We start from the raw sequence: 23,925 nt of genomic DNA, 5'->3' as shown, positions 1-23,925 counted from the left end.
AGTAATTTTTTTGGAGGGTATGGGATGCCAACACCAAGTATGGAAGATTATATTGAACAAATATATATATTGATTGAAGAAAAAGGATACGCTCGGGTTTCAGATATTGCCGAAGCGCTGTCTGTACATCCCTCCTCAGTAACGAAAATGGTGCAAAAGCTTGATAAAGATGAGTACTTAGTTTATGAAAAATATAGAGGTCTTGTGTTAACAACAAAGGGTAAAAAGATTGGTAAACGCCTTGTCTTTAGACATGATTTGCTAGAACAATTCCTAAAAATCATTGGTGTAAAAGATGAAAATATTTATAACGATGTCGAAGGGATTGAGCACCATTTAAGTTGGGATTCCATCGATCGGATCGGTGACTTGGTTCAGTTTTTTGAAGAGGATCAAAAGCGAATTGATGCATTAAATGAAATTCAAAAACAGAATGAAAATGAATAATAAAGCACCTAGCGGAATTACGCTAGGTGCTTTTAATATAAATCAGGGAATTGGTCAAAAGATTGGCTGCTCTCTGGTATTAAAGACATTTTCCCGTGTTCCTCAATCGCCTGGACCCCTTGGATTAGACCCTCTTCGGCCTCTTGTAACGCTTTTCGATACGAGATGATTCTACCCTCAGAAGTAACGAAGTTAATAATATCACCATTGTAATTGCGATGAAGTGCGACGATTGATTCCATCAAAACTCTCCCTTTTAGCTATTTTTTGGTTCTCTTACTTTTTCTATATTCTTTCTATTTTTACAAAAAATAAACTAAAAAAAGCATCGGAGGTTTAATTTCCGATGCTTTCTATTAACCCCAAAAAAAAGGAGTTTCTTGGTAGACATAATAATTGAGCCAGTTTGAAAAGAATAAGTGGCCATGGGACCGCCAGCGATTTATAGGAGGTTGCGTTGGATCATTATTTGGGAAGTAGTTTTCGGGAATATGGATTTCAAGCCCCTTCTTCACATCCCTTTCGTACTCCTGGGCAAGAGAATCTGATTCATATTCTAAATGTCCGGTAATCATCACATGCTTTCTGTCTTGCGATGCAATTAATAAGGCTCCTGCATCCTCGGAAGCAGCTAATAATTTTAATTGTGAATTCTTTTTAATTGCTTCAATCGAAACATCTGTATAACGAGAATGTGGCGCGTAAAACTGATCATCAAAACCACGCAGCAAAATATCATTTTGTTCAAAAATCCGGTGGGCATAAATGCCGGAGCATTTTCTTTGTAATTCAAATTTCCCAATTCCGTAATGATAATGTAGTGCAGCTTGGGCTCCCCAACAAATATGTAGCGTCGAAGTGACATTTTCATTGGCCCAATCCATTATTTCTGTTAACTCTGACCAATATTTCACTTGATCAAATTCTAACAGCTCCACCGGGGCACCAGTAATAATCATCCCGTCAAATTTCAGGTTCTTCACTTGTGAAAAGGTCGTGTAAAATTGTTCGAGATGCTGTTTACTCGTATGGGTGGATTCATATGAATTCGTTTTTAAAAAGTTTACATTTACTTGTAAGGGTGAGTTTCCTAATAATCGTAAAAGCTGTGTTTCTGCTCTTTCTTTTTCAGGCATTAAATTCAGAATAAGTATATTTAACGGTCGGATATCCTGAGCAATTGCACGTTCATTGTCCATGATGAAGATATTTTCTGTTTCAAGAATTTCCCTTGCTGGGAGAAGTTTTGGAATGTTAATTGGCAAGTGACCATCCCCTTTTTCTGGTTTAATTTCAGGTGTTTTACTTCATACTACATCCATTAATATAACTACTATATACGACAAAATGTCAATGAATATTTAAAATATTTAATAATAATATTATAAACATTATTGTAATTTCAGAAAAGATAATAATTTGTTCATAATTGGCAATCGGATTGAAAGCGCTTTTTTGATACAATGAAACCGTAGGTCAATTCTAATGCTGAATGCGGGGGATAAAGGTGGTATTGAAAACAATAGTGAAATCAGACATTGAAATTGCACAAGACTCAAAGATGAGACCGATTGTTGAAATTGCCGAAAAAATTGGTCTAGAAGCGGATGATTTAGAGCTCTTTGGTAAATACAAGGCCAAAATTTCTAACGAAGCTCTTGCTAAACTGAGTACAAAGGAAAGTGGGAAAATCATCCTTGTCACTTCTATTAATCCAACACCGGCTGGCGAAGGAAAGTCGACCGTGACGGTTGGGCTAGCCGATGCTTTTAATAAGATTGGTAAAAAAACAATGATTGCCATAAGAGAGCCTTCCCTAGGTCCTACAATGGGTATTAAAGGCGGTGCGACTGGTGGTGGGTACTCACAAGTACTGCCAATGGAAGATATCAATTTACACTTTACTGGAGATCTTCATGCGATAACGACTGCAAACAATGCCCTCGCAGCATTAATCGACAATCATCTCCAACAAGGTAACGAACTTAACATTGATCAACGTAGAATTGTCTGGAAACGGGCGGTCGATTTAAATGACAGAGCCTTAAGAAAAGTAATCATTGGACTTGGCGGTCCTCTTCAAGGAGTGCCGCGGGAAGATGGTTTTGATATTACGGTCGCATCAGAAATTATGGCGGTTCTATGTTTAGCTGCAGACTTAAAAGATTTAAAGTTACGGTTATCACGGATGGTGGTTGCTTATAATTTTGATAAGAATCCGGTGACTGTTGGAGACCTAGGGGTGGAAGGTGCATTAACATTATTGTTAAAAGATGCGGTTAAACCCAACCTTGTACAAACAATTGAACACACGCCAGCACTAATTCATGGCGGTCCATTTGCTAATATCGCCCATGGATGTAACAGTGTAATTGCTACAACCACAGCAGCTAAATTAGCGGATTATGTTATTACAGAAGCAGGGTTTGGTGCTGATTTAGGCGCAGAGAAATTTTTACATATAAAATCGAGAAGTGCGGGTATTAAACCGGAAGCTGTTGTTATTGTTGCAACGATTCGTGCCTTGAAAATGCATGGTGGTGTAGCGAAGAGCGAGTTAGCAAATGAAAATATTCCATCATTAACGCTGGGCTTTGCGAACCTAAAGAAACACATTGAGACCATTCAGAGCTTCGGATTACCAGTTGTTGTGGCCGTTAACCAATTCATCACGGATACCAAGCAGGAGGTAGAAACATTACTTGAGTGGTGTAAAAGGGAAAATGTGCCTGTTGCCTTAACTGAAGTGTGGGAAAAAGGTGGAGCAGGCGGGATTGATTTAGCTAATACGCTTTTAGCTGTCATGGACAAGGAAAAAAATAATTTTAAACCGCTATATGACTTATCTGATCCGATCGAGAAAAAAGTTCGAACGATTGTTCAAAAAGTTTATGGCGGAAGCGATGTTGAATTTTCATCAAAAGCAAAAAAACAGTTAATTGATTTTGAAAAGTTTGGCTGGTCCCATTTGGCCGTTTGTATGGCGAAATCTCAGTATTCTTTATCTGATGATCCATCAAAGTTAGGCAGGCCATCGGATTTCAGTGTGACAGTCAGGGAATTAAAACCTTCAATTGGGGCCGGATTTATTGTTGCCTTAACAGGAGATGTCATGACGATGCCAGGTTTGCCAAAAAAACCAGCAGCTTTAAATATGGATGTCGATGGAAACGGGAATGCAATCGGGTTATTTTAAGAGGAGAGTCAAAAGTTTATGTTTGATCCAACCGCATTTGATAATATGAAAGTAGTGATTGAAGGGGCTCTTTATGATCTGGATATTAGTGGAGAAATCGTTATTACCGATCGAAACGATTCCGTTAATATGGCTAAAATGTCGCGAAAATTTGACATGACATTTCGATTACCCGAAAAAAAGGTAAAAGCAACAATTGAACTGAAATCAGGTCTGGTTAATTTAGCAGCCGAGCTTTTACCATCTATACAATCAGAGGAGCAGGCAGGATGTATGTTAAGTCTGAAATTTATTGCAGCCAAAGAGGAATCGGACTTAGACTATTCCGCACTCAAAGCCCTTCTATTGGATATTTGGGGACCGACCAGAATAATAAATCAAAATGTTCTCTATGACCCGTTAAGTATTGACCCAGCTCATTCTCTTATAATAACGATTGAATTTGACAGACTGATTCATGAAGACCAAATTGAGGACTTAGTCGAAATGACGGAGTTTATTATCACAACGTTAAAGAGACTAAACGAGGAAATTAGTTGAAAATCCAAAACCAGCTTTTTATATTGGAAGCTGGTTTTGTTATTGTTCCTATAATATTTACAATATTCTAATTTTTATGTACGATTAATTTACATACTTATTTAAAATGATTAAAAAGGGGAGATGACGTTGGTCAAAACGGCATGGGTTACAGATAGCACTGCCTATTTAGACGATGAATTAAGAAATCATCCGGATTTATATACAATACCCTTAACAATTTTACTTGATGGAGAGGAATATTCAGATGGGATTGACTTAACACCTGCCCAATTATTTGATCGCTTAAAGCAGCTTAAAAATCCTCCAAAAACATCACAGCCTTCTATTGGGGCATTTCAGGCACTATACGAAAAATTGTCAGCGGATTATGATCAAGTGGTTGCCGTACTTTTATCTGGAAAGTTAAGTGGTACGGTATCTTCAAGTGAGCAGGCAGCAAAATTGGTAGATATTCCGGTTACCACGTTAGATTCTAACATTCTTACTTATCCGATGACAGCCTTGCTTAAAAAGGGAATAGCCTTACTAGAAGCTGGTGCTAGTCTTGAATCGGTAGTCAATCAACTTGAAACAATTAAGAAAACGAACGAGACATATGTGCTTGTAGGCAGTTTAGAACAACTCCACCGAAGTGGCAGAATGTCAGGCTTGAAATTCTTTCTTGGCAGTATGCTTAATGTTAAACCAATTATATCCATCGTAGACGGAGCATTGAATGTAAAAGAAAAAGCAAGAAGCGAGAAAAAGGCGAAAGAGAAAATATTGGATTATTTACGATCATCCTACGAGCAGCATTACTTTAAAGAAGTATATATTTTATATGGATTACATGAGGAACAGGCTTCCAATTGGGAAAATGAAATCAAAAAGGAATTTCCTGAATTAGAGATAGTACATTGCCCCTTAGGAGCGGTAATCGGTGTACATGCAGGTGAAAATACGCTGGGGATTAGCTGGCACAATGGGTTGAAATAACTTTTTCTTGAACGGAGCATACTAATTTTGCATTTAATTTTAAATGAGAGGAAGATGCACAATTAGTAAGCAGGGTAGACAAAATGCGAATCAAACAAGAGAGCAAATTGAAAAACAAGACAAACGAAATGATATCGAACTCGGCAGTGAATTTCAGATTGGTAATACCAAATCGCAAAGTCAGAAAAAAAGTGGACGTCAAGCAAATAAAAAATAATCCCGTTTCTTCGGGGTTATTTTTTATTTGTTTTTCATGATAAAATAGCAAGGGTGAAAGTGGGTGTTCGAGAAAATGAAAAACCAAATGATAGAACAAACAGAAAATTATGTCCGCAATGAATTAGGGGAAGATGCTACTGGCCATGATTGGTTTCATGTGGACCGTGTTCGAAGAAATGCCCTACATATTTGCAAGGAAGAAACGGCAGGAAATCCGTTCATTATTGAAATGGCGGCCCTCCTCCATGACATATCAGATGAAAAGCTTAATGAAAGCTGTGAAAAAGGGGAAGAAAAACTGGAATCCTTTTTACAAACCTTACCGCTGACAGATAATGATAAAAGACATATAAAACAAATTATCGCAACGATTTCCTTTAAGGGTGGACAATCGACAACACTGTCCACGATTGAAGCAAAAATTGTTCAGGATGCTGACCGTTTAGATGCGATTGGAGCCATTGGGATTGCTAGGGCGTTTGCCTACGGCGGCAAAAAAGGGCAATCCATCTATGACCCGAGCATTTCAGTAAGAAATGAAATGACGGTAGAAGAGTATCGAAAAGGGAAATCAACAAGTGTTCATCATTTTTACGAAAAACTGCTTAAATTGAAAGACTTACTAAATACAGAAACGGCACGAAAAATGGCAGAAAGTCGTCAACAAATGATGGTCACATTTTTAGGACAATTTTACCAAGAATGGGATGGACAAGTATGAAAATGCTCACAGTTGAAAATGTTTCAAAAACATATGGGGAAAAACAACTCTTTAATTCTATTTCCTTTACAATTGGGGAAAAAGAACGCGTCGGTTTAATCGGGGTCAATGGGACCGGTAAATCATCACTTTTAAAAATTATTGCGGGACTAGATACACCGGACGAAGGCAAACTCATCACGAGCAAAGATTATTCAATCACATTTTTAAACCAGCAACCGGAATTAGATGGGGATAAAACCGTCCTTGAACAAGTCTTTGCCGGGGAAGCACCCATTTTAAAACTGATGCGCTCCTATGAAAAAACTTTATTGGACCTTTCCGCTTCACCAAATGACACAAAAGTGCAAGAAGACCTTTTTCGTTTGCAAAAGCAGATGGATGCACTAAATGCCTGGGATGCCAGCACGAATGCCAAATCAATATTAATGAAATTAGGAATAGAAGATTTTACAAAAAGAATTGGTGAGATGTCCGGTGGTCAGAAGAAGCGTGTCGCATTAGCACAAGTTTTGATTGCTGAACCAGATTTACTTATTTTAGATGAACCAACCAACCATCTAGATTTTGATTCAGTGAAGTGGCTGGAAGAGTACTTAAGCAGATATAGCGGGTCGATTTTGCTTGTCACACATGACCGTTACTTTTTAGACCGAGTGGCCAATCGGATGTTTGAACTAGATGGCGGTCAAATATATAGTTATAAAGGCAATTATGCGGCCTTTTTAGAAGCAAAAGCGATTCGTGAAGAGAATGAGGCAGCGACTTTTGAAAAAAGAAAAAATCTTTTCAGAAGAGAACTTGAATGGATCAGGCGCGGTGCAAAAGCGAGAACAACAAAACAAAAGGCTAGAATTCAACGATTCGAAGAGCTCGATGATAAGGTTTCAAGTGGAAAGCCAACCGCTGAGAAACTTGATATCACTTTAAATGGCAGCCGATTAGGCAAACAGGTTTTCGAATTGAAGGGTGCATCCAAGCGATTTGGACCAAAAACGATCTTACATCACTTTGATTTGCTTGTGAAGCCTGGGGATCGAATAGGTATTATCGGGAAAAATGGGACAGGTAAATCAACACTGTTAAATATTCTTGCTAAACAAATCCCGCTTGATGAAGGGGAATTCATCATGGGGCAGACCGTGAAAATTGCTTATTATACCCAGGAAAGCGAAGACATGGATGAAAATAAGCGGATGATTGAATACATTAAGGAGACAGCCGAAGTGGTAAACACATCGGATGGGAAAACAATCTCAGCGGCCCAAATGCTCGAACGCTTTTTGTTTCCGCCATTTACGCACGGAACACCAATCCGCAAGTTATCGGGTGGAGAAAAACGACGTTTGTACTTATTGAAAATACTAATGACAGCACCAAATGTGCTTCTATTGGACGAACCTACCAATGACCTTGATACACAGACACTGACCGTTCTTGAAGATTATTTAGAGGATTTTCCAGGAGTGGTGATTACAGTTTCCCACGACCGCTATTTCTTAGATAAGGTAGCTGAGCAGCTTCTCGTTCTACAAGGGGAAGGGGCAATCGAATCCTTTTATGGAAATTATACAGAGTATCTTGAAAAGGAAGCAGCATTAGAGGCACAAAAAACAGTCACTGTTACCGCTAAGCCAACAAAACCAATTGAAAAAGAAAAAAAGAAAAGAATGACCTATTCAGAGAAAAAAGAATGGGAATCCATTGATGAAGACATCGAGACAACCGAAGCCCGCTTGGAAGAAATAGCTTCTGAAATGGCAAAGACAGGCAGTGATTTTACCAAGGCACAAGATTTAATGAAGAAAGAAACTGAATTGAACGAGAAACTCGAGCATTTAATTGAGCGCTGGTCATACTTGGCCGAACTTGCGGAAAAGGAATGAGGTGGTCGTGTTGAGAATTAAGGCTATTGAACCAACGCCAAGTCCAAATACAATGAAAATCATACTAGATGAAGAACTTCCCATGGGGAAAAGCCATAATTATAAAAAAGAAACTGCTGCCGATGCACCAGCTAGGATTCAAGCCATCCTTCAAATTGATGGTATAAAAGGTGTTTATCATGTAGCAGATTTCCTTGCCATTGAACGAAATGCGAAATATGATTGGAAGGAATTATTGCCGCAAGTACGCCAAGCATTTGGAGAAAAAGCTGAGGAAATTAAACGAAACAATCAGATCAACGAACATTTTGGTGAGATCAAAGTTGAAATCCAAATGTTTAAAGATATACCCATCCAAGTAAAGTTGACGGACGGCACAACTGAAAAGCGGTTTGGCATGCCGGAATACTTTTTAAACGCTAGAGAACGGGCACAGCTGCCTGATGACCATTATCTTTTACTTAGAAAGTGGCAAAATCAAGGCGTCCGCTATGGAGATTTTGATCAGATCGGCCAGGAAGTGGTGGACGAACTAATTGCCGCCTATCCTGAGGTACGGCTTGAAGAATTGGTTGCAAAAGCTCAATCAACGGATCCTAAGCCGGAACAAAAATATAGTAAAAAACGCAAAAAAGTATCGGTAGAAGAGTTAAATCATCCGGATTGGCAAATTCGCTATCAGGTTCTGGAACAAATGGATGACCCTGAATTAGAGGATTTACCTGTCCTTGAAAAAGCATTATCCGACGAAAAGGCTTCGATCCGAAGGTTAGCAACCGTTTACCTCGGTATGATCAAGGAAAAGAAAGTACTGCCATTACTATATAAGGCACTGAAAGATAAAACGGTGACTGTTCGCAGGACGGCAGGTGATTGTCTATCAGATTTAGGCTTTTCGGAAGCCACAGACGAAATGATGCAGGCATTACAGGATAGAAGCAAGCTTGTCCGCTGGCGGGCAGCTATGTTTTTATATGAAGCAGGCGATGCAAAAGCACTTCCAGCATTAAAAGCTGCCGAAAATGATTCGGAGTTTGAAGTCAGTTTGCAAATAAAAATGGCAATCGAAAGAATAGAAGGCGGCTCAGAAGCAAAGGGTTCTGTTTGGAAGCAGATGACGGAAGCCAGGAAGAGCGTTGAATAAAATTGCAAATAAGCAGTAGATTAGGTATTCTAAAGTGTATGAACCGAAACGGAGTGATTAAAATTGTCAAATGCATATGAAGAATATATGAAACAAATGGTTTTACCGATGCGTGAAGAATTAACAAGAGCTGGTTTTGAAGAGCTCTCAACAGCACAAGAGGTAGAACAATTTATGGAAAATGTGAGTGGTACAACGCTTGTTGTCGTAAATTCCGTATGCGGTTGTGCGGCTGGGTTGGCTCGTCCTGCGGCAACTCAAGCTGTCCTAAATAGCGAGAAAAAACCGAATCATATCGTAACCGTGTTTGCTGGACAGGATAAAGAAGCAACCGCAAAAATGCGTGAGTATTTTGAAGGAATTGAACCATCATCTCCTTCAATGGCATTATTAAAAGATAAACAAGTTGTTCATTTTATTCCAAGACATGATATTGAAGGAATGCCGATGGAATCAGTAATGCATAATTTACTTGGGGCATTCGAAGCCCATTGTTAATTATTAATTAGGATGTCAGCCGACATCCTCTTTGTGCGACGGGCAGTCGCGTAGAGTGTTGACTCAGTCGACACTCTTCTTTTTCATTATCTGAAAGAGACGTCATCTCGGTGAAACGACTTGGTGAGGATAATGAATAGGAATCCCAGATGGTGAAAATCCATACCCAAGGAGACTGACCTAGCTTGGGAAGCTTAATCTAGGGCAACACCGTGAGGTGTTGTCTGAAGGAGATGCGGAAAGTCGAGAGACCCGTAAGCGAATAGGTAGACCCTAATGCAATAAGTGTGAAGCACGGCGGCGAGATAAGTTGGCGACTTTTCGAAGAGTAAGGAAGCCCACTCAGGAGACATTTTCCTCAGAAGTCAGAACGAGAAAATGTAACTTATAGCGTGATGGTGCAGGGTATGCTTAGAAGGGAAATGCGATGACCCCGTGAGGACTCCACCTTACCGAACAGGCAGGGTTCTAGTCTATAAGGGTAATCCGAAGTGACAAAGAACAGGTGGAGTAGTCAGACATTCTCATAGTACGGGAGTAACTTGATGACCAGAACATCGAGTGAACGGAAGGGGAATAACCTATGGCTCCAAGCCATGAACAAGATGTAATGCCAACAATCATGTTACTGCGGTAAAACCGTTTGAATGTACATCAAGGAAAGGCGTGGAATATGCAATGAATCAAGAGTGGAAAATGAAATTACATAGTGTATATGGACAACTCTTATTTGACCGTAAATTAACCGAAAGTTTTCTTAAAGTAAAAGAAAACAAAGGTGTAGGTGGGATTGACGGAGAAACCATTGAAAGTTATGAAGCTAAATTAGATGAGAACATTCAAATCCTCCTTAACAAATTAAGGGCAAAATCGTATCAACCTCAACCAGTAAAAAGAGTATACATTCCCAAGAAGAATGGTAAGAGGCGTCCTCTTGGAATCCCTACGATAGAAGACCGTATTGTGCAACAGAGTGTGGTAAACGTATTACAACCAAAATTCGAAGATATGCTCTTTCACAATTGGTCAGTGGGTTACCGTCCAAATCGTGGAGTCAAACGAGCGTTACAATTAATTTTATGGAACATAGAATCTGGTTATAATCATATTTACGATTGTGATATTAAAGGATTCTTTGATAACATACCTCATAATAATCTCCTTCTAGTATTAAGGAAATATGTATCGGACCGTACGGTCCTTAATATGATTGAGAAATGGCTCAAAGCTGGGCATATGGAAGAGGGGAAAACCATTCATTCTGATTACGGGACACCTCAAGGTGGTGTCATTTCACCTCTCCTTGCCAATGTCTATCTAAACGAAATGGATTGGGAATGGGATTTAAACGGGATACGATTTGTCCGTTATGCAGATGATTTTCTACTATTTGCTAAAACAAAAGAGGATATTAAGAAGGCTGCCGTAATAACCAAGGATAAGTTAAAAGAACTCGGACTAGAAATTTCTAAAGAAAAGACAAAAATAGTAGATTTTAAGAAAGACGATTTCGATTTTCTTGGCTTTACATTTCACCATTGGAGAGAAGGAAAGAAAGACAAAAAGCCTGTCTTTCATGTAACACCAAAGGAAGAATCCATTAAAGACTTTCGTCTTAAGATAAAGGAAAAGACACGCAAAACACTTACATTGAGTAAGGAAGAGTGGATTGAACGTGTTAACCCTATAATCAGGGGGAAAGTCAATTACTACCTAACTGTAGTTGATGCAGTAAAAGGAAATATAAAATTAGGGATTTCAAACCATTGTATTACAAGGTGGGTTCGAAGAACCCTTTCTTCTCTAGATGGTTACATAAGAAAAAGACTAAGGGTGGCTTTTATTCATAATCATCCCTCGCAAAGAAAAGAGAGGAAGATGCGTAGTCTTTGGAGTAAAGCCTTCTTTCTCAAAATTAATCTGATTCCCACATATTGGCTCTATTTAAATAAAGCATATGGGTACACAAAGGAACAGTATTTAAACGAAATGACTAGTAAAGCAAAAAGGGACCTTCAAAACAGCATCAAACGTTCAAAAGCAAAAGGTGAGGAATATTATTCTCCTCACCGACTTCAAAAGATGCAAAATGCCTGGAACGCATCCTCTTGATAAACATTGTAACATTTGGTAAGCCGTATGCCTTAATAGGGCACGTACGGTTTGATAAGGGGGAAGCCTTGAGAAAGGTTTCCCTACTTTATTTTTTTTTGTGTTGAAGACGGAAATTTTTCCAATTATATGAAAAAAGCAGTATAATATTTTTATAGTAACTAATTTGAAATAATAATAGAAAATTGATAAAGAATAAGGTGATTAATAATGAATAATTGGGTCCGTAAAACGTTATTTGTACTAGTATCCGTTTTAACATTTGGACTTGTTACACCAACACAATTAATGGACCATATAAAAGCAGAGAATTTCACCGATCTTGATACGTTTGAATCGCCGTCAACAGAAAATGCATATGGACAACTGAACAATTTTGAGGAAGAATCCGAGTTTAATAGAGACAAATTTATAGAAGATCTGATGAAACAAGCAGAAATCCAGTCTTATCAGAAATTTGGTACCAAAATAAAACCTGTCATCGAAAATGAATTCAAAGAAATTATTTTACCGAATATCGAAAGTGCGCTTGAGGATATGGCCATTCAATTTCCTGAAGAAGATTTAAAAAATCTCACTATTACAGAACAACCCGGAGCAGGCCATTCGGAGAAAATATTTAATATTAAAAATCGAGGTACTGATAAAGATGTCCTTCGTTTCCATGTGAGACGGGATAATCCGCCACAAGAAGGCTACTGGTTTAATTTTCATTATCACACCTATCACGATGATTTTCAGAACCACCATGAATTGGGCGCCATTTATTGGGCTAAAAATACACCACCCAAATGGATGAGTTAAGTGATTTGCTAATAAGCACAAAAAAAATTTATTATAATAATTGAAACCTTTTTATGACAAACTCGTAAATAGACTATTACTTAAATTGGAGGAATGAAAAATGGCAGTAAGTTTATCAAAAGGTCAGAAAGTTGATTTAACAAAAACCAATCCAGGATTAACAAATGTGGTCGTTGGACTAGGTTGGGACACGAACAAATATGATGGCGGCAATGATTTTGACCTAGATTCTTCCGTTTTCTTATTGGGGGAAAATGGGAAAGTAACGAATGAAACTGACTTTATTTTCTATAATAATCCTCAAGGGGCAAATGGTGCTGTAGTACATACTGGTGATAATCGAACAGGCGCTGGCGATGGTGATGACGAGGGTGTAAAAGTAAATCTTACAACGATTCCTGCTAATATTCAACGCATTGCTTTTACTATTACAATTCATGATGCCGATAGCAGAAACCAAAACTTTGGACAGGTTTCAAATGCCTATGCCCGTATCTATAATGAAGCTAATGGGGAAGAATTGATTCGCTATGATTTAGGTGAGGACTTCTCGATTGAAACAGCCATTGTTGTCGGTGAATTATATCGCCACAATGGTGAATGGAAGTTCAGTGCCATCGGCAGCGGTTATCAAGGCGGATTAGCAGCACTTGCTACAGACTTCGGCTTACAAATTGGTTAATTATTAATTGTAAAAGATCCAGTTTGATACTGGGTCTTTTTACAAAAACTTTCTTAACAACTTGGGAGGAATTATTCTAAATGTCAGTTATTAATCATATCTTGGACACATATGCACAATTTTTTGATTTAGATATGTGGGGTAAGATATTAGTAGATCCGGTCAGCTGGGGACTTATTGGAACACTTATTATTTTAGAAGGTTTGCTTTCTGCAGATAATGCTCTTGTTTTAGCCGTAATGGTGAAACACTTGGAGCCTCAAAAGCGGAAAAAAGCTTTGTTTTACGGTTTATTAGGAGCATATATATTCCGATTTATCGCAATTGGAATTGGAGTATACTTAATCAAGTTTTGGGTCATCAAAGCTCTTGGGGCTGCGTATCTTGCTTGGTTAGCGATTAAGTATTTCATCGATAAGCGAAAAGGCGATACTGGTCATGATGAAGAGGAAGCAGAAGGAATTAATCAAGGTGGCTTACTAATCCGTTTATTTGGTACTTTCTGGGGAACCGTAGCAGCTGTTGAATTAATGGATATTGCTTTCTCCGTCGATAGCGTTCTTGCTGCATTTGGGGTCAGCAACCAAGTTTGGATTCTGTTTGTAGGTGGTATCCTCGGTGTGTTAATGATGCGAGGTGTCGCTGGTGTATTCCTTACCTTAATTGACAGAATTCCAGAACTTGAAACCACTGCTTATATCTTAATCCTGATTATTTCTATTAAGATGGCATTAACTTTACCGTTATTTAACATTCATATTGAATCATTACATTTCTTTATCATTCTCGCTATAACATTTGGCGCTACCTTTATTGTTCACTTCATGAATAAAAAGAAAGAAGCCAGTAAACAAAACCAATCATAAACTATTGATTAAAAAGGGGAGCTGACGAGAGTCCGTCTCCTCTATTTTTTAGCTTTAAAAGAGGAGAAATTGGTTATGGAATTTTTTACATACTTTTACGAGGATGAAATTAAACGCTTCTTCTATCAAAAACCGCAGACATTTACTAAATATTCTAACCTCGAACTCCTATCCTATGGTTTGGGAGCTACTCTTTATATGCCAGCAACACGCCCTAATATTCATCAAGAAATATTATCTAAAAAGCATGAAGGATTAACCTCTCTTGTCATCGACTTGGAAGATGCCGTAGGGGATCACGAGGTAATGGATGCGGAGGCAATGCTCATCCATGAGTTGGTAATGTTACATGCAGAAATGAATAAGGGATTCCTAAGCTATAGGGATCTCCCACTAATGTTTATCAGAATTCGAAATCTCGAGCAGTTTAAAAGGGTAACCGGTCAATTAACTGATGCCATTCATCTTCTAACAGGGGTAGTGCTTCCAAAATTCAGCGCCGAAACAGGTGAAGAACTATTATTAGAGGTAAGTCGAGTTCATACTAAGCAGCATCCATTTTATGCTATGCCGGTTTTGGAGACAGCTAAGGTCATCCAAAAAGAATCAAGAATGGAAGAATTAATAAGTATAAAAAACCTGCTTGATCGCTTCAAGGAACATATTCTAAATGTCCGGATTGGGGCGACCGATTTTAGTGGATTATATGGAATACGCCGAAGTGCAGATACAACGGTGTATGATATTGCTGTTTTGAGAGATTGCATTTCTGACATAATCAATGTCTTTCAACGTTTTGACAGTCCTTACGTTGTTTCTGGTCCTGTCTGGGAGTATTTTTCTTCGAAAAAAAGAATGCTCAAACCACAGTTAAGGCAAACCCCTTTTCGTGAAAGGTATGGCGATGAAGGGCTGAAATGGCGGGCGAGGTTAATTGATGATCATATGGATGGATTAATTCAGGAAATCCTCATGGATATCGCAAACGGGCTAACTGGAAAAACGATCATCCATCCCACACATATCAAAGTCGTTCAAGCCCTTAATGTGGTTTCCTACGAAGAATTCATTGATGCCAGCAATATCATTGCAGCAGCAACAGGGGAAATTGGTGTAATGAAAAGTAATTTTGAAAATAAAATGAATGAGATTAAACCTCACTATTATTGGGCTAAGAAAACCATCTTAAAATCAAAGTTATACGGGGTGCTGCATGAAGAATTCACAACCATCGACCTTATCAAAAAAGAAGTATACGTATAATATTTTAGAATCGATTGAAACCGAGATAGAAGTGACTAAAAATCCGTATGAGTTATCCATCCAAGAGTTATTTACCATGGCGGCAAGGATAAATAAGAAGCGTTCGTTCCTTTTCGTAAGTAAGGTGCTTGGTAAACATATCCCGATAAATCCCCATAAAGGGCTGTTGACTGCTGCCCTCCTAGGTGCCAGATATTTAGAAATGGTTCAGGGAATCAAATATGTAGAAACGGAGAAACTATTAACCTCATTTTATAGAGAAGAAATATACAAGAGTAGGGCGTTTATTCCTACACATGTTAGTCCAGTTGTGATTGGCTTTGCTGAAACGGCCACAGCGCTGGGGCATGCCTTCTTTGATTGTTTTCAAAACGCCGAATATTTCCATACCACTCGGGAAGAAATCAAGCAGATGAGACCGGAAATTACCTTTGAAGAAGAGCATTCTCATGCAACATCCCACCGCTGCTATATTCCGTTAGAGATGATTCAAAATGAACGAGAAATAATCCTTGTTGATGATGAATTGACCACTGGTAAAACGGCCTTAAATATTATCAAATCCATTCATAATAAATTCCCGAGACGTGTTTATACGATCGTTTCCATTTTGGATTGGCGTTCAGAACAAGATCGAAAAAGATTTCAACAGTTTCAACAGGAACTTGGTATAAAAATTAATGTCGTAAGTTTGATAACGGGTAAGGTACAGGTGAAGCAGATGCGAGAAATAGCAAACCACTCGCCAATCACCGAAAGGAAAAAGTATGCCAAGGCAACCGTAGAATGGGTTGACATATCTTCTTTTTTTTCGAAAACAACCTTATCAGTGGATAACCCAATGAATCAATCAGCATTTATTTACGAAACAGGTCGATTTGGTCTGAGTAGTTCAGAAAATAATAATCTTCACCATATAGCCTCTCTAGCTGCGGCGAAATTGAATCAAAAAAGATCGGGGAATAAGACTCTTTGCTTAGGAACGGGAGAGTTTATGTATCTTCCCATGAAACTCGCATCTCTCATGGGCAATGGGGTATTTTATCAATCGACCACCCGCAGCCCTATCTTCATCGAAAACAAAGTGGGTTATGGGGCAAGGTTCGGTGTATCTTTTCCAAATCCGGAAGCCCTATCGATTACACACTTTGTTTACAACATCCCTCCAGGATTCTACGATGAATTATTTGTTTTCATGGAAAGAAAAGTAGAATTAGAGAGTTTACAGCCGCTTCTGAAAGAACTAGAGAAATTACAAATAAAGATGATTAGGCTCGTCTATTTTTCTAATAATCGAGGGGAACAAAATGAAAAGCACAACCAATAAACCAGCAAGCATCGGAAGTTATAAAGCGGAGGACGTTCAATTTCTATTAAAGGATTTAAGTGAGATTTCTCTAGAGGATACCACAGAGAATCGAGAAATGAAGGTTCAATCAGGTGTTCACTACAGTGAATCGTTACCTATCGAGTACCAGCCGCCAAATGCCTATGTGGAATTATTCTGGTCCACTCTCAAGGAGTATAAGAAAAAAGTGGCCTTATGCATTGGGATTGTGGCCGAACGAATCTATCAATCGAAAGGTGATAAGACTGTGCTCGTGTCCCTTGCACGTGCAGGAACACCGGTTGGAATTTTGATAAAAAGATATATACACTTGAACTACCATGTTTCAGTGCCGCATTATAGTATATCTATCATTCGTGATAGAGGGATCGATGAAAATGCCTTGAATTACATTTTAACTCAACACCCTAATGCTGAAATTCAGTTTGTTGATGGATGGACAGGTAAGGGGGCCATTTCGAAAGAATTGACAAAAGCCTGTCACGAGTACAAAAAAAAATACGGGGTCTCACTGGATGACACATTGGCAGTTATTGCTGATCCCGGCTACTGCACGACATTGTTTGGAACAAGGGAAGATTTTTTAATCCCAAGCGCTTGTCTTAACTCAACCGTATCTGGGTTGGTAAGCAGAACCGTTTTAAATGATCTATATATCGGCAAGGATGATTTCCATGGAGCTAAGTATTACCAGGAATTGATTCCCATCGATGTTTCAAATCAATATATTGATTTGATTAGTAAGGAATTTGGAACCATTTCTGTGGAAGCTGCTGAGGTCGCTCGAAACATGGTTGACGAAAGAATAGAAACGGGATTCCTAGGGATGGAGGACGTCAAACGAATTCAAACTGAATTTGGAATTGGGAGCCCTCATTTTATTAAACCAGGGGTTGGCGAAACAACGAGAGTATTACTTCGCAGGGTTCCATGGAAAATTCTGATGCGTGATCCTTCAAGTCCATTCGTCAAACATATTCTTATGCTCGCAGAAGAAAAGGGAGTAGAAGTCGTACCATATCCAAACTTAAAGTATTTATGCTGCGGCTTAATTAAATCGGTTAAGGAGAGTAATGTATGATTTTTGCATCTGACCTTGACCGTACATTGGTTTATTCAAACCGGGCGATTGAGGATCTAGGTAACGATGATCCAAGCCTTCTTAAACCAGTTGAAAGAAAAGACGATAACTGGGTTGCCTATATGACTGAAACATCCTTTTCAGCATTAAAAGAGTTAGCAATGAATAGTTTATTTATTCCAGTTACCACAAGGACAACGGAACAATTTAACCGTTTTCATATTTTTAAGGATGACATTGCAATTAAATATGCAATCACTTCAAATGGGGCCAATATCATTTATCAGGGTATGTTGTTGAAAGAGTGGTCAGCACATATTATCAACCGTATGACGGAGGAATCAGTTACCCAAAAGGAACTGCTTGCTAAGTTAAAAAAGGAAAGTTTTCAATTTGATGGGCAAATGAAGCAGGCAGAAAATTTATTTTTCTATTTCATCTTAAACAGTCTTCCACCTGCTTCTGATCTCCAAGTGATTCATAAAGTGGCAGTTCTAAATGGATGGAGAATCTCCTTACAAGGGAGAAAACTCTACTTTATCCCTCGAGCAATTAGCAAAGGAGACGCACTTGAATATATCTCAAAACGAGAAGGAATGAAAGTAATTGCTGGTGCGGGGGACTCCATACTAGATTGGGACTTTCTGAAAAACTGCCACTATCGTTTTGTCCCGGCCCACGGGGAACTGGCAAGGGTGTCAGGCACCAATGATTATACTCTGACAAAAAATAAGGGGATCGGTGCAGGGGAGGAGATTATCCTGCAATTTCTACAACTGCTTCGTCTTACAGTTTAATTTTTTTCTCTTTTCGGGTAATAACGAAAAAATAAACACAGGAAAATAAACTATACGTTCCTAAGCAGAATAGGACTGACAAGGCTAATGATTGCAATATTGGAGATAGTAGAAACGTAAAGATGAAACTGAAAACAAATAAATCTAGATAAACAAAAACATCTGAAACCATTACATCCATAACGGTATCCAATTCCTCTTGTATCTGCTCCATCCGCGGCCGCTTATATAAAAAACGCATTTGAGTCACCTACTTTAGTGTGAGTACTCAATAGTATGTAAGGACAAGGAAAAAGGTGAAGAATTAGGGAAATACATGTTGTATGAAACATTTTTTAAGGAGTTTCGTATAAACAAATGAACCAATTAAATAACTGTGATATGATGTTATGGAAACCTTACATAATTTTCTAAACGCTTGAAAAAAAAGCTTTCGCTTCTAGAGGGAAGGGATTATGAATGAATCCATCATATAATCAGTTAAAGGCCCAACCTGTCGCCCTTTCATATGAAAATTGGCAGGCTTTGCTGAAGAAGCCACTGCCAGAGCGGCCATTTTATTCATTAGAAAATGGCACCATTCACATTGGGCAAGTAATTGGGAAGTTCCTTGGAATACCTATTGACCAGGACCACTATTATAACCAGCTCTTTGATTATGTGAATATTCCAGAATGGAATCTGCATTTATTAAGTGAAGAGTCACTGGATAAAACGATTAATAACCACCACTTTCAATCCATTCAAAAAGTTATCAATATCCATCGAGAACAAAGGCTGTCCATCAACCGATTTACAGCTTTTCTTGAAGGGGAACAGCTATTGTTGAAATCCAGGGTCCCAGTTATTCATCGGAAACTGCGCGAAGCGATGATTGCAACATTAGAGATGTTCGCGAAGATTGAAAAAGACGGTTTAGTCAACCATGATTTAAGACGGGTCCTGGTTGATCTAGTGAAATGGTCTATCAATCATTTAGAGCCAGTTTTGGAAAAGTGCGATCCACAAAAAGAAATGCCAAAATTTTTGTGGTATGGCGATTTTAAGAAAAGTCATCAATATTTTTTATATTATTTAATAAAGCTAGGCTGTGATCTGGTCATTTTCCACCCAGAAGGTAAGGATATCTTAGAAGGGATGATGAATGAGCCGATATTCTCTCATGGATACCCTAATCGGATCCCTGCAGAACCATTCCCTAAGGCAAAGCGCACGCGTAAAGCAACGGTTGCTTACCGAGCCTCTAAAGAACTTGAGACCATTTTAAACCAAGAGGGTTCTGGCCTTTACAAGCCATGGCAATTAAGGGATTACACACCGTCTTCAATTACGTTAAAAACCACGTATGATGAACTTTTTATCCTTGGCAAAGAAATAGCAATGATTCGGCCTGATTTTGAGGTAGGGAACGGACAAGTTAAAATTCCTTCCATCTTTGCTAAGGTTCAGGGAGTGAGTAAGAATCGTAAAGAGTACTGGGACCGCTTGCAATCACTGAGTGAATTAGAACATAGTTTACTGATTCGACGTTTGCCAATCACGATGGAAAGCACGAGTGACTTTCGCTTTCATTATCGAAATGCCCACGGTAAGGACGGCTTGATTAACCCTGAAATCATGATGAAGTCACATTATTGGCCCTACTCATTCCTTTCCACCGGCTTACAAAAAGGAATTGCTAACGCAGTCAGAAGAATATGTAATAAACCAGGTTTAAAGCCCCTGCCAACGGAAACGATAGAAGACGTAAAAATGTATTTATTTACCCAGGCCTTGTTTATGCCTAAACCGATTATTCAGTTGATTGAGAAATTTGACTACTCCCAACATGTTCCGAAGTTAATCATTTTCAATAATGAAATGGCCGGTATGCTGTCAAGATCTGATGCAGCTCTGCTTTTACTTTTAAATCAATTTGGGATTGATATCATCCTGTATAATCCTCCTGGCCATAATGATATTGAAAATTTTCTTGACGAACGGTTATTTGATAAGCATTGGCTCGAAGATGTTGTTTTTGAATTGGAGTTTAAGGAACCCTCCATTTTCAAAAAAGGGCTTTTCCAAGGAATCTTAAAAAATTTAAGGGGAGATTAATAAGTGAATCTTACGCCTAATCCATCAAGCAGCTTAACGCCAGCAGGTGCAGATGACATCCTTACAGAAACAAAAGTCTCTGACATTAAACTTGCGCTTCGAAAAGAACCTGAAATTCAAAATTTGGCCCGGACGATTGATGAACGTGACCAAATTCAAGTGTTAGAGTTTGGGAAGGAACCTGCTGTTCAAATTTCCCGTTTTTCTGACCAGATATTAAATAATATGCGGACAACGAAAGTAGAGGACTCAGGGGAACTTCTTAAACAACTGGGCCGCATCATGGATAAGTTTGATGCAAAGGACTTTCAAAAGACGTCAGGCGGACTTTTCGGAAAGCTTTTCAAAAAGGGTGAAAAGATGGTCGAAAAGCTGTTCGGCAAGTACCAAACGATGGGGTCTGAAATTGATAAGGTATACATAGAAATATCCAAATATCAGCATGAAATGGTTGATTCAACCAATATGCTTGAACAAATGTATGAGCAAAACTATCAATACTATTTGACACTTGAAAAATATATTGTTGCGGGTGAAATAAAAGTAGAGGAATTAAAGAATAATCAACTTCCACAGCTTGAAGCCCGGACAGCAGCCGGGGATCAGATGGCCTCCATGCAATTGGACTCGCTCAAAAATGTGATTGAGTTATTGGAACAGCGCATCTATGATCTGGAAATGGCAAAAATGGTGGCTCTGCAAACTGCTCCTCAAATTCGCCTTTTACAAAGAGGAAATACAAAACTGATTGGCAAAATTAATTCGGCATTCGTCACGACCATTCCGATTTTTAAGAATGGGTTAATTCAAGCGATGGCAGCAAAAAGACAAAAGCTAGTGGCTGATTCGATGAGTGAATTAGACCGCAGGACAAACGAAATGCTTCTTAAGAATGCGCAGAACATTTCGCAGCAAAGTACCGATATTGCGAGATTAGCTGGTGGTCCAAGTATTAAAATTGAGACGATTGAAGAATCGTGGAACATTATCATAAAGGGTATGCAGGAAACCAAGGCTATTGAAGAAGAAAATAAACGAATGCGGGCTGAAGGCACCAAACGTTTAGAGCAGCTGCAAGATAACTTTAAAAAATTGAAACAATCTTAATATAAAAATTTTTAATAGGAGTGATTAAATTGGCTATCAATTTACAAAAAGGTCAGCGTGTGGATTTAACAAAAAGCAATCCGGGATTATCTAAAATCATGGTCGGTTTAGGATGGGATCCAGTTCAAAGCGGCGGTGGCGGCGGCTTATTCGGAGGTTTGTTTGGCGGCGGCAGTGCAGCTAATGTGGACTGTGATGCCTCAGTAATTATGCTGGGCGCAAACGATAAGCTTCAAAACAACAAGGATGTTGTATACTTTGGAAACTTGCGAAGCAACGATGGCAGTGTACAACACTCAGGAGATAATCTAACAGGCGATGGTGACGGCGATGACGAGCAGGTAATGATCGATTTAAGCCGTGTTCCGGCCAATATTCAGAAACTTGTTTTCGTTGTAAATATTTATGACTGTGTTAAGAGGAAGCAGCATTTTGGAATGATTAAAAATGCATTTATCAGGGTCGTAAATCCAGGAAATAATCAAGAGTTACTTCACTACAACCTAACAGACAATTACAGCGGTTTAACTTGCCTTGTGACAGGAGAAATCTATCGTCACGGCAATGAATGGAAGTTTGCAGCTATTGGAAGTGGGACAAATGCAGCAAGCCTTAGTGAAGTCGTTCGTTCCTTTAGTTAAGTATCGTTAAAACGTTCGAATAGAGGTGATTCCTTATGGGCATTAACTTGTCTAAAGGGCAAAGGATTGATTTAACAAAAACAAACCCAGGCTTAACGAAAGTAATAGTGGGCCTAGGCTGGGATACAAATCGTTATCATGGCGGAAATGACTTTGACTTGGATGCATCGGCGTTTTTAGCTGATGCGAATGGAAGAGTCGTTAACGATTCGGACTTTATTTTTTACAATCAACTCGTCCACCCTTCAGGTTCGGTTGAACATACAGGAGATAATCGAACAGGTGAAGGTGACGGCGATGATGAACAGATCAAGATTGACTTCAGTAAAGTTCCATCACATATACAGCGAATCGCCATTACAGTAACCATTCATGATGCGGATGCAAGATTTCAGAATTTCGGTCAAGTTTCTAACGCTTTTGTCCGTCTTGTTGATGAAGAAACGGAGAATGAGGTATTGCGCTTTGATCTTGGCGAGGACTTTTCCGTCGAAACAGCTGTGGTATTTTGTGAACTTTATCGTCATAATGGTGATTGGAAATTTAACGCAATTGGCAGTGGTTTTGCTGGTGGATTAGCAGCCCTTTGCCGAAATTATGGTTTAGAAGTGTAACTTGAAGAAGCTGCCGTTATGGCAGCTTCTTCCCTTTTTTTATCCAGTAATTCCATATAATTTTCTGAAACCGCATTCGTGTTCCCATGTTATAATTCAAGTAATCTATGAATGACAAGGGGATGATAGGGTGCGAAAAACTATCGTTTCAGTATTAATCGCTGGTTTGTTTCTATCATCAATCACTACTTCGCAGGCTTCTGGTGCCGGTGTTTTGCTTGGTGATTATTCTACGAATTCTCTGCTCTACCAATCACTTAAAGTCAATCAATCATTATCACTCCTCGATCAAATTATTGTCTTACCTAAGCAAGGTTTTGATCAAAAAGAAGCAGCAGAAATAATTAACCGAATTGACTCGATTCCTGACTCTATATTAGAAAAAATAATTAATAACGGAATCAGCATGAAATTATTTACTGGAAAACTTACGGATAATCCAACGGCAAGTCACCTGAAAGGGAAAATTCCTAGGGGGTATACCAATAATGTAACCTGGGATGATGTCCCTGGAATTGGTGGTTCTAAAGTGGTATTAGTTAAAATCGGTGCGAGCGATAAAGGACAAGGACACGGTTCGATAAATTTAGAATTACATGAACTGGCGCATTCCATCGATCACTATGTGTTCAATGAAATTAGTGGTTCGAAAGAATTTATGAATTTGGTGGAAAATGAACATGAACAATTATTTCCAGGAAACAGCTATTTTCAATATCCAGAGGAATATTTTGCAGAGTCATTCGCGCTGTACTTTTTAAATTCTGATTCAAAAGAACTATTACGGATGAAAGCACCGAAAACATTTCAATTTATGAAACAGCTATCGCTTCACTAATTAGATTTTGATTGTTAAAATAGATGAATATGTGCAGATAAGGGAG

Annotated in this window: 24 protein-coding genes; 21 read left to right on the top strand and 3 right to left on the bottom strand. The window is 38.7% G+C overall.

Annotation, left to right across the window (positions count from 1 at the left end):
- The first annotated feature begins 24 nt into the window (after positions 1–24).
- The gene (mntR, locus tag AC4QJR_RS19235) at positions 25–447 is read left to right on the top strand and encodes a transcriptional regulator MntR (protein WP_026563854.1); all 423 of its coding nucleotides are present in this window, start codon (positions 25–27) and stop codon (positions 445–447) included.
- A gap of 32 nt (positions 448–479) precedes the next feature.
- On the opposite strand, the gene AC4QJR_RS19230 is transcribed toward mntR, so the two are convergent.
- Together AC4QJR_RS19230 and metA are read right to left on the bottom strand one after the other, a co-directional pair.
- Positions 480–689, bottom strand: coding sequence for a DUF3892 domain-containing protein (locus tag AC4QJR_RS19230; RefSeq protein WP_251456872.1), 210 nt, complete (start codon positions 687–689; stop codon positions 480–482).
- 114 nt (positions 690–803) lie between these two features.
- Complete coding sequence (gene metA, locus AC4QJR_RS19225) at positions 804–1,712, bottom strand: homoserine O-acetyltransferase MetA (protein ID WP_098571207.1); 909 nt, start codon at positions 1,710–1,712, stop codon at positions 804–806.
- Between the two features lie 227 nt (positions 1,713–1,939).
- Here metA and AC4QJR_RS19220 point away from each other — a divergent pair, with 227 nt between their 5' ends.
- From AC4QJR_RS19220 to AC4QJR_RS19150, 15 genes are all read left to right on the top strand, one after another.
- Entirely contained in the window at positions 1,940–3,643 is a 1,704-nt protein-coding gene (locus AC4QJR_RS19220; protein ID WP_496523894.1) for a formate--tetrahydrofolate ligase, read from the top strand.
- Positions 3,644–3,661: 18 nt separating this feature from the next.
- A complete protein-coding gene (locus AC4QJR_RS19215; protein ID WP_098571209.1) occupies positions 3,662–4,183 on the top strand; it encodes a hypothetical protein in 522 nt (173 codons plus the stop codon).
- Positions 4,184–4,312: 129 nt separating this feature from the next.
- A complete protein-coding gene (locus AC4QJR_RS19210) occupies positions 4,313–5,161 on the top strand; it encodes a DegV family protein (RefSeq protein WP_496523893.1) in 849 nt (282 codons plus the stop codon).
- Between the two features lie 292 nt (positions 5,162–5,453).
- Positions 5,454–6,101, top strand: coding sequence for an HD domain-containing protein (locus tag AC4QJR_RS19205; RefSeq protein WP_496523892.1), 648 nt, complete (start codon positions 5,454–5,456; stop codon positions 6,099–6,101).
- A complete protein-coding gene (locus AC4QJR_RS19200; RefSeq protein WP_496523891.1) occupies positions 6,098–7,987 on the top strand; it encodes an ABC-F family ATP-binding cassette domain-containing protein in 1,890 nt (629 codons plus the stop codon). Before AC4QJR_RS19205 ends, AC4QJR_RS19200 begins: the two co-directional genes overlap by 4 nt.
- Before the next feature lie 10 nt (positions 7,988–7,997).
- A complete protein-coding gene (locus AC4QJR_RS19195) occupies positions 7,998–9,131 on the top strand; it encodes a conserved virulence factor C family protein (protein ID WP_496523890.1) in 1,134 nt (377 codons plus the stop codon).
- 63 nt (positions 9,132–9,194) lie between these two features.
- On the top strand, positions 9,195–9,629 hold the full coding sequence (locus AC4QJR_RS19190; RefSeq protein WP_098571941.1) for a BrxA/BrxB family bacilliredoxin: 435 nt from the start codon (positions 9,195–9,197) through the stop codon (positions 9,627–9,629).
- A gap of 678 nt (positions 9,630–10,307) precedes the next feature.
- Entirely contained in the window at positions 10,308–11,741 is a 1,434-nt protein-coding gene (gene ltrA, locus AC4QJR_RS19185) for a group II intron reverse transcriptase/maturase (protein ID WP_496523769.1), read from the top strand.
- Positions 11,742–11,951: 210 nt separating this feature from the next.
- Entirely contained in the window at positions 11,952–12,545 is a 594-nt protein-coding gene (locus tag AC4QJR_RS19180; RefSeq protein WP_098571942.1) for a YpjP family protein, read from the top strand.
- A 100-nt stretch (positions 12,546–12,645) separates the two neighbouring features.
- Entirely contained in the window at positions 12,646–13,227 is a 582-nt protein-coding gene (locus tag AC4QJR_RS19175; RefSeq protein ID WP_026563843.1) for a TerD family protein, read from the top strand.
- 80 nt (positions 13,228–13,307) lie between these two features.
- Entirely contained in the window at positions 13,308–14,093 is a 786-nt protein-coding gene (locus AC4QJR_RS19170; protein ID WP_251456857.1) for a TerC family protein, read from the top strand.
- Positions 14,094–14,168: 75 nt separating this feature from the next.
- Positions 14,169–15,356, top strand: a complete 1,188-nt coding sequence (locus AC4QJR_RS19165; protein ID WP_496523889.1) for an HpcH/HpaI aldolase/citrate lyase family protein — start codon at positions 14,169–14,171, stop codon at positions 15,354–15,356.
- Positions 15,307–16,683 (top strand): phosphoribosyltransferase family protein, encoded by a 1,377-nt coding sequence (locus tag AC4QJR_RS19160; protein WP_496523888.1) that lies wholly within the window; start codon positions 15,307–15,309, stop codon positions 16,681–16,683. The genes AC4QJR_RS19165 and AC4QJR_RS19160 overlap by 50 nt, the downstream gene beginning before the upstream one ends.
- Positions 16,664–17,785, top strand: coding sequence for a cysteine protease StiP family protein (locus tag AC4QJR_RS19155; protein ID WP_098571946.1), 1,122 nt, complete (start codon positions 16,664–16,666; stop codon positions 17,783–17,785). The genes AC4QJR_RS19160 and AC4QJR_RS19155 overlap by 20 nt, the downstream gene beginning before the upstream one ends.
- On the top strand, positions 17,782–18,582 hold the full coding sequence (locus AC4QJR_RS19150; RefSeq protein ID WP_098571947.1) for an HAD family hydrolase: 801 nt from the start codon (positions 17,782–17,784) through the stop codon (positions 18,580–18,582). The genes AC4QJR_RS19155 and AC4QJR_RS19150 overlap by 4 nt, the downstream gene beginning before the upstream one ends.
- Here AC4QJR_RS19150 and AC4QJR_RS19145 read toward each other — a convergent pair.
- On the bottom strand, positions 18,572–18,823 hold the full coding sequence (locus tag AC4QJR_RS19145) for a hypothetical protein (RefSeq protein WP_098571948.1): 252 nt from the start codon (positions 18,821–18,823) through the stop codon (positions 18,572–18,574). The two genes, AC4QJR_RS19150 and AC4QJR_RS19145, sit on opposite strands and share 11 nt — an antisense overlap.
- Positions 18,824–19,041: 218 nt before the next feature.
- On the opposite strand from AC4QJR_RS19145, the gene AC4QJR_RS19140 reads away from it, so the two are divergent.
- From AC4QJR_RS19140 to AC4QJR_RS19120, 5 genes are all read left to right on the top strand, one after another.
- The gene (locus tag AC4QJR_RS19140) at positions 19,042–20,679 is read left to right on the top strand and encodes a YceG family protein (protein WP_496523887.1); all 1,638 of its coding nucleotides are present in this window, start codon (positions 19,042–19,044) and stop codon (positions 20,677–20,679) included.
- Between the two features lie 3 nt (positions 20,680–20,682).
- Complete coding sequence (locus AC4QJR_RS19135; protein WP_496523886.1) at positions 20,683–21,786, top strand: toxic anion resistance protein; 1,104 nt, start codon at positions 20,683–20,685, stop codon at positions 21,784–21,786.
- Between the two features lie 29 nt (positions 21,787–21,815).
- On the top strand, positions 21,816–22,427 hold the full coding sequence (locus AC4QJR_RS19130) for a TerD family protein (protein WP_098571951.1): 612 nt from the start codon (positions 21,816–21,818) through the stop codon (positions 22,425–22,427).
- 35 nt (positions 22,428–22,462) lie between these two features.
- The gene (locus AC4QJR_RS19125) at positions 22,463–23,041 is read left to right on the top strand and encodes a TerD family protein (protein WP_375374983.1); all 579 of its coding nucleotides are present in this window, start codon (positions 22,463–22,465) and stop codon (positions 23,039–23,041) included.
- Between the two features lie 130 nt (positions 23,042–23,171).
- On the top strand, positions 23,172–23,879 hold the full coding sequence (locus tag AC4QJR_RS19120) for an anthrax toxin lethal factor-related metalloendopeptidase (RefSeq protein ID WP_496523885.1): 708 nt from the start codon (positions 23,172–23,174) through the stop codon (positions 23,877–23,879).
- Positions 23,880–23,925: the final 46 nt, after the last annotated feature.

This window comes from Neobacillus sp. BP17, assembly GCF_059579525.1.
The sequence above is the reverse complement of the archived record's forward strand: the minus strand, read 5'-3'. Positions and strand labels throughout refer to the sequence as shown.

Bases quoted from the DNA above. Each gene is read 5' to 3' on its own strand.
- mntR (WP_026563854.1), top strand. From the start codon at position 25: ATGCCAACACCAAGTATGGAAGATTATATTGAACAAATATATATATTG.
- AC4QJR_RS19230 (WP_251456872.1), bottom strand. From the start codon at position 689: ATGGAATCAATCGTCGCACTTCATCGCAATTACAATGGTGATATTATT.
- AC4QJR_RS19220 (WP_496523894.1), top strand. From the start codon at position 1,940: ATGCGGGGGATAAAGGTGGTATTGAAAACAATAGTGAAATCAGACATT.
- AC4QJR_RS19215 (WP_098571209.1), top strand. From the start codon at position 3,662: ATGTTTGATCCAACCGCATTTGATAATATGAAAGTAGTGATTGAAGGG.
- AC4QJR_RS19205 (WP_496523892.1), top strand. From the start codon at position 5,454: ATGAAAAACCAAATGATAGAACAAACAGAAAATTATGTCCGCAATGAA.
- AC4QJR_RS19200 (WP_496523891.1), top strand. From the start codon at position 6,098: ATGAAAATGCTCACAGTTGAAAATGTTTCAAAAACATATGGGGAAAAA.
- ltrA (WP_496523769.1), top strand. From the start codon at position 10,308: ATGAATCAAGAGTGGAAAATGAAATTACATAGTGTATATGGACAACTC.
- AC4QJR_RS19180 (WP_098571942.1), top strand. From the start codon at position 11,952: ATGAATAATTGGGTCCGTAAAACGTTATTTGTACTAGTATCCGTTTTA.
- AC4QJR_RS19175 (WP_026563843.1), top strand. From the start codon at position 12,646: ATGGCAGTAAGTTTATCAAAAGGTCAGAAAGTTGATTTAACAAAAACC.
- AC4QJR_RS19170 (WP_251456857.1), top strand. From the start codon at position 13,308: ATGTCAGTTATTAATCATATCTTGGACACATATGCACAATTTTTTGAT.
- AC4QJR_RS19165 (WP_496523889.1), top strand. From the start codon at position 14,169: ATGGAATTTTTTACATACTTTTACGAGGATGAAATTAAACGCTTCTTC.
- AC4QJR_RS19160 (WP_496523888.1), top strand. From the start codon at position 15,307: ATGAAGAATTCACAACCATCGACCTTATCAAAAAAGAAGTATACGTAT.
- AC4QJR_RS19155 (WP_098571946.1), top strand. From the start codon at position 16,664: ATGAAAAGCACAACCAATAAACCAGCAAGCATCGGAAGTTATAAAGCG.
- AC4QJR_RS19150 (WP_098571947.1), top strand. From the start codon at position 17,782: ATGATTTTTGCATCTGACCTTGACCGTACATTGGTTTATTCAAACCGG.
- AC4QJR_RS19145 (WP_098571948.1), bottom strand. From the start codon at position 18,823: ATGCGTTTTTTATATAAGCGGCCGCGGATGGAGCAGATACAAGAGGAA.
- AC4QJR_RS19140 (WP_496523887.1), top strand. From the start codon at position 19,042: ATGAATCCATCATATAATCAGTTAAAGGCCCAACCTGTCGCCCTTTCA.
- AC4QJR_RS19125 (WP_375374983.1), top strand. From the start codon at position 22,463: ATGGGCATTAACTTGTCTAAAGGGCAAAGGATTGATTTAACAAAAACA.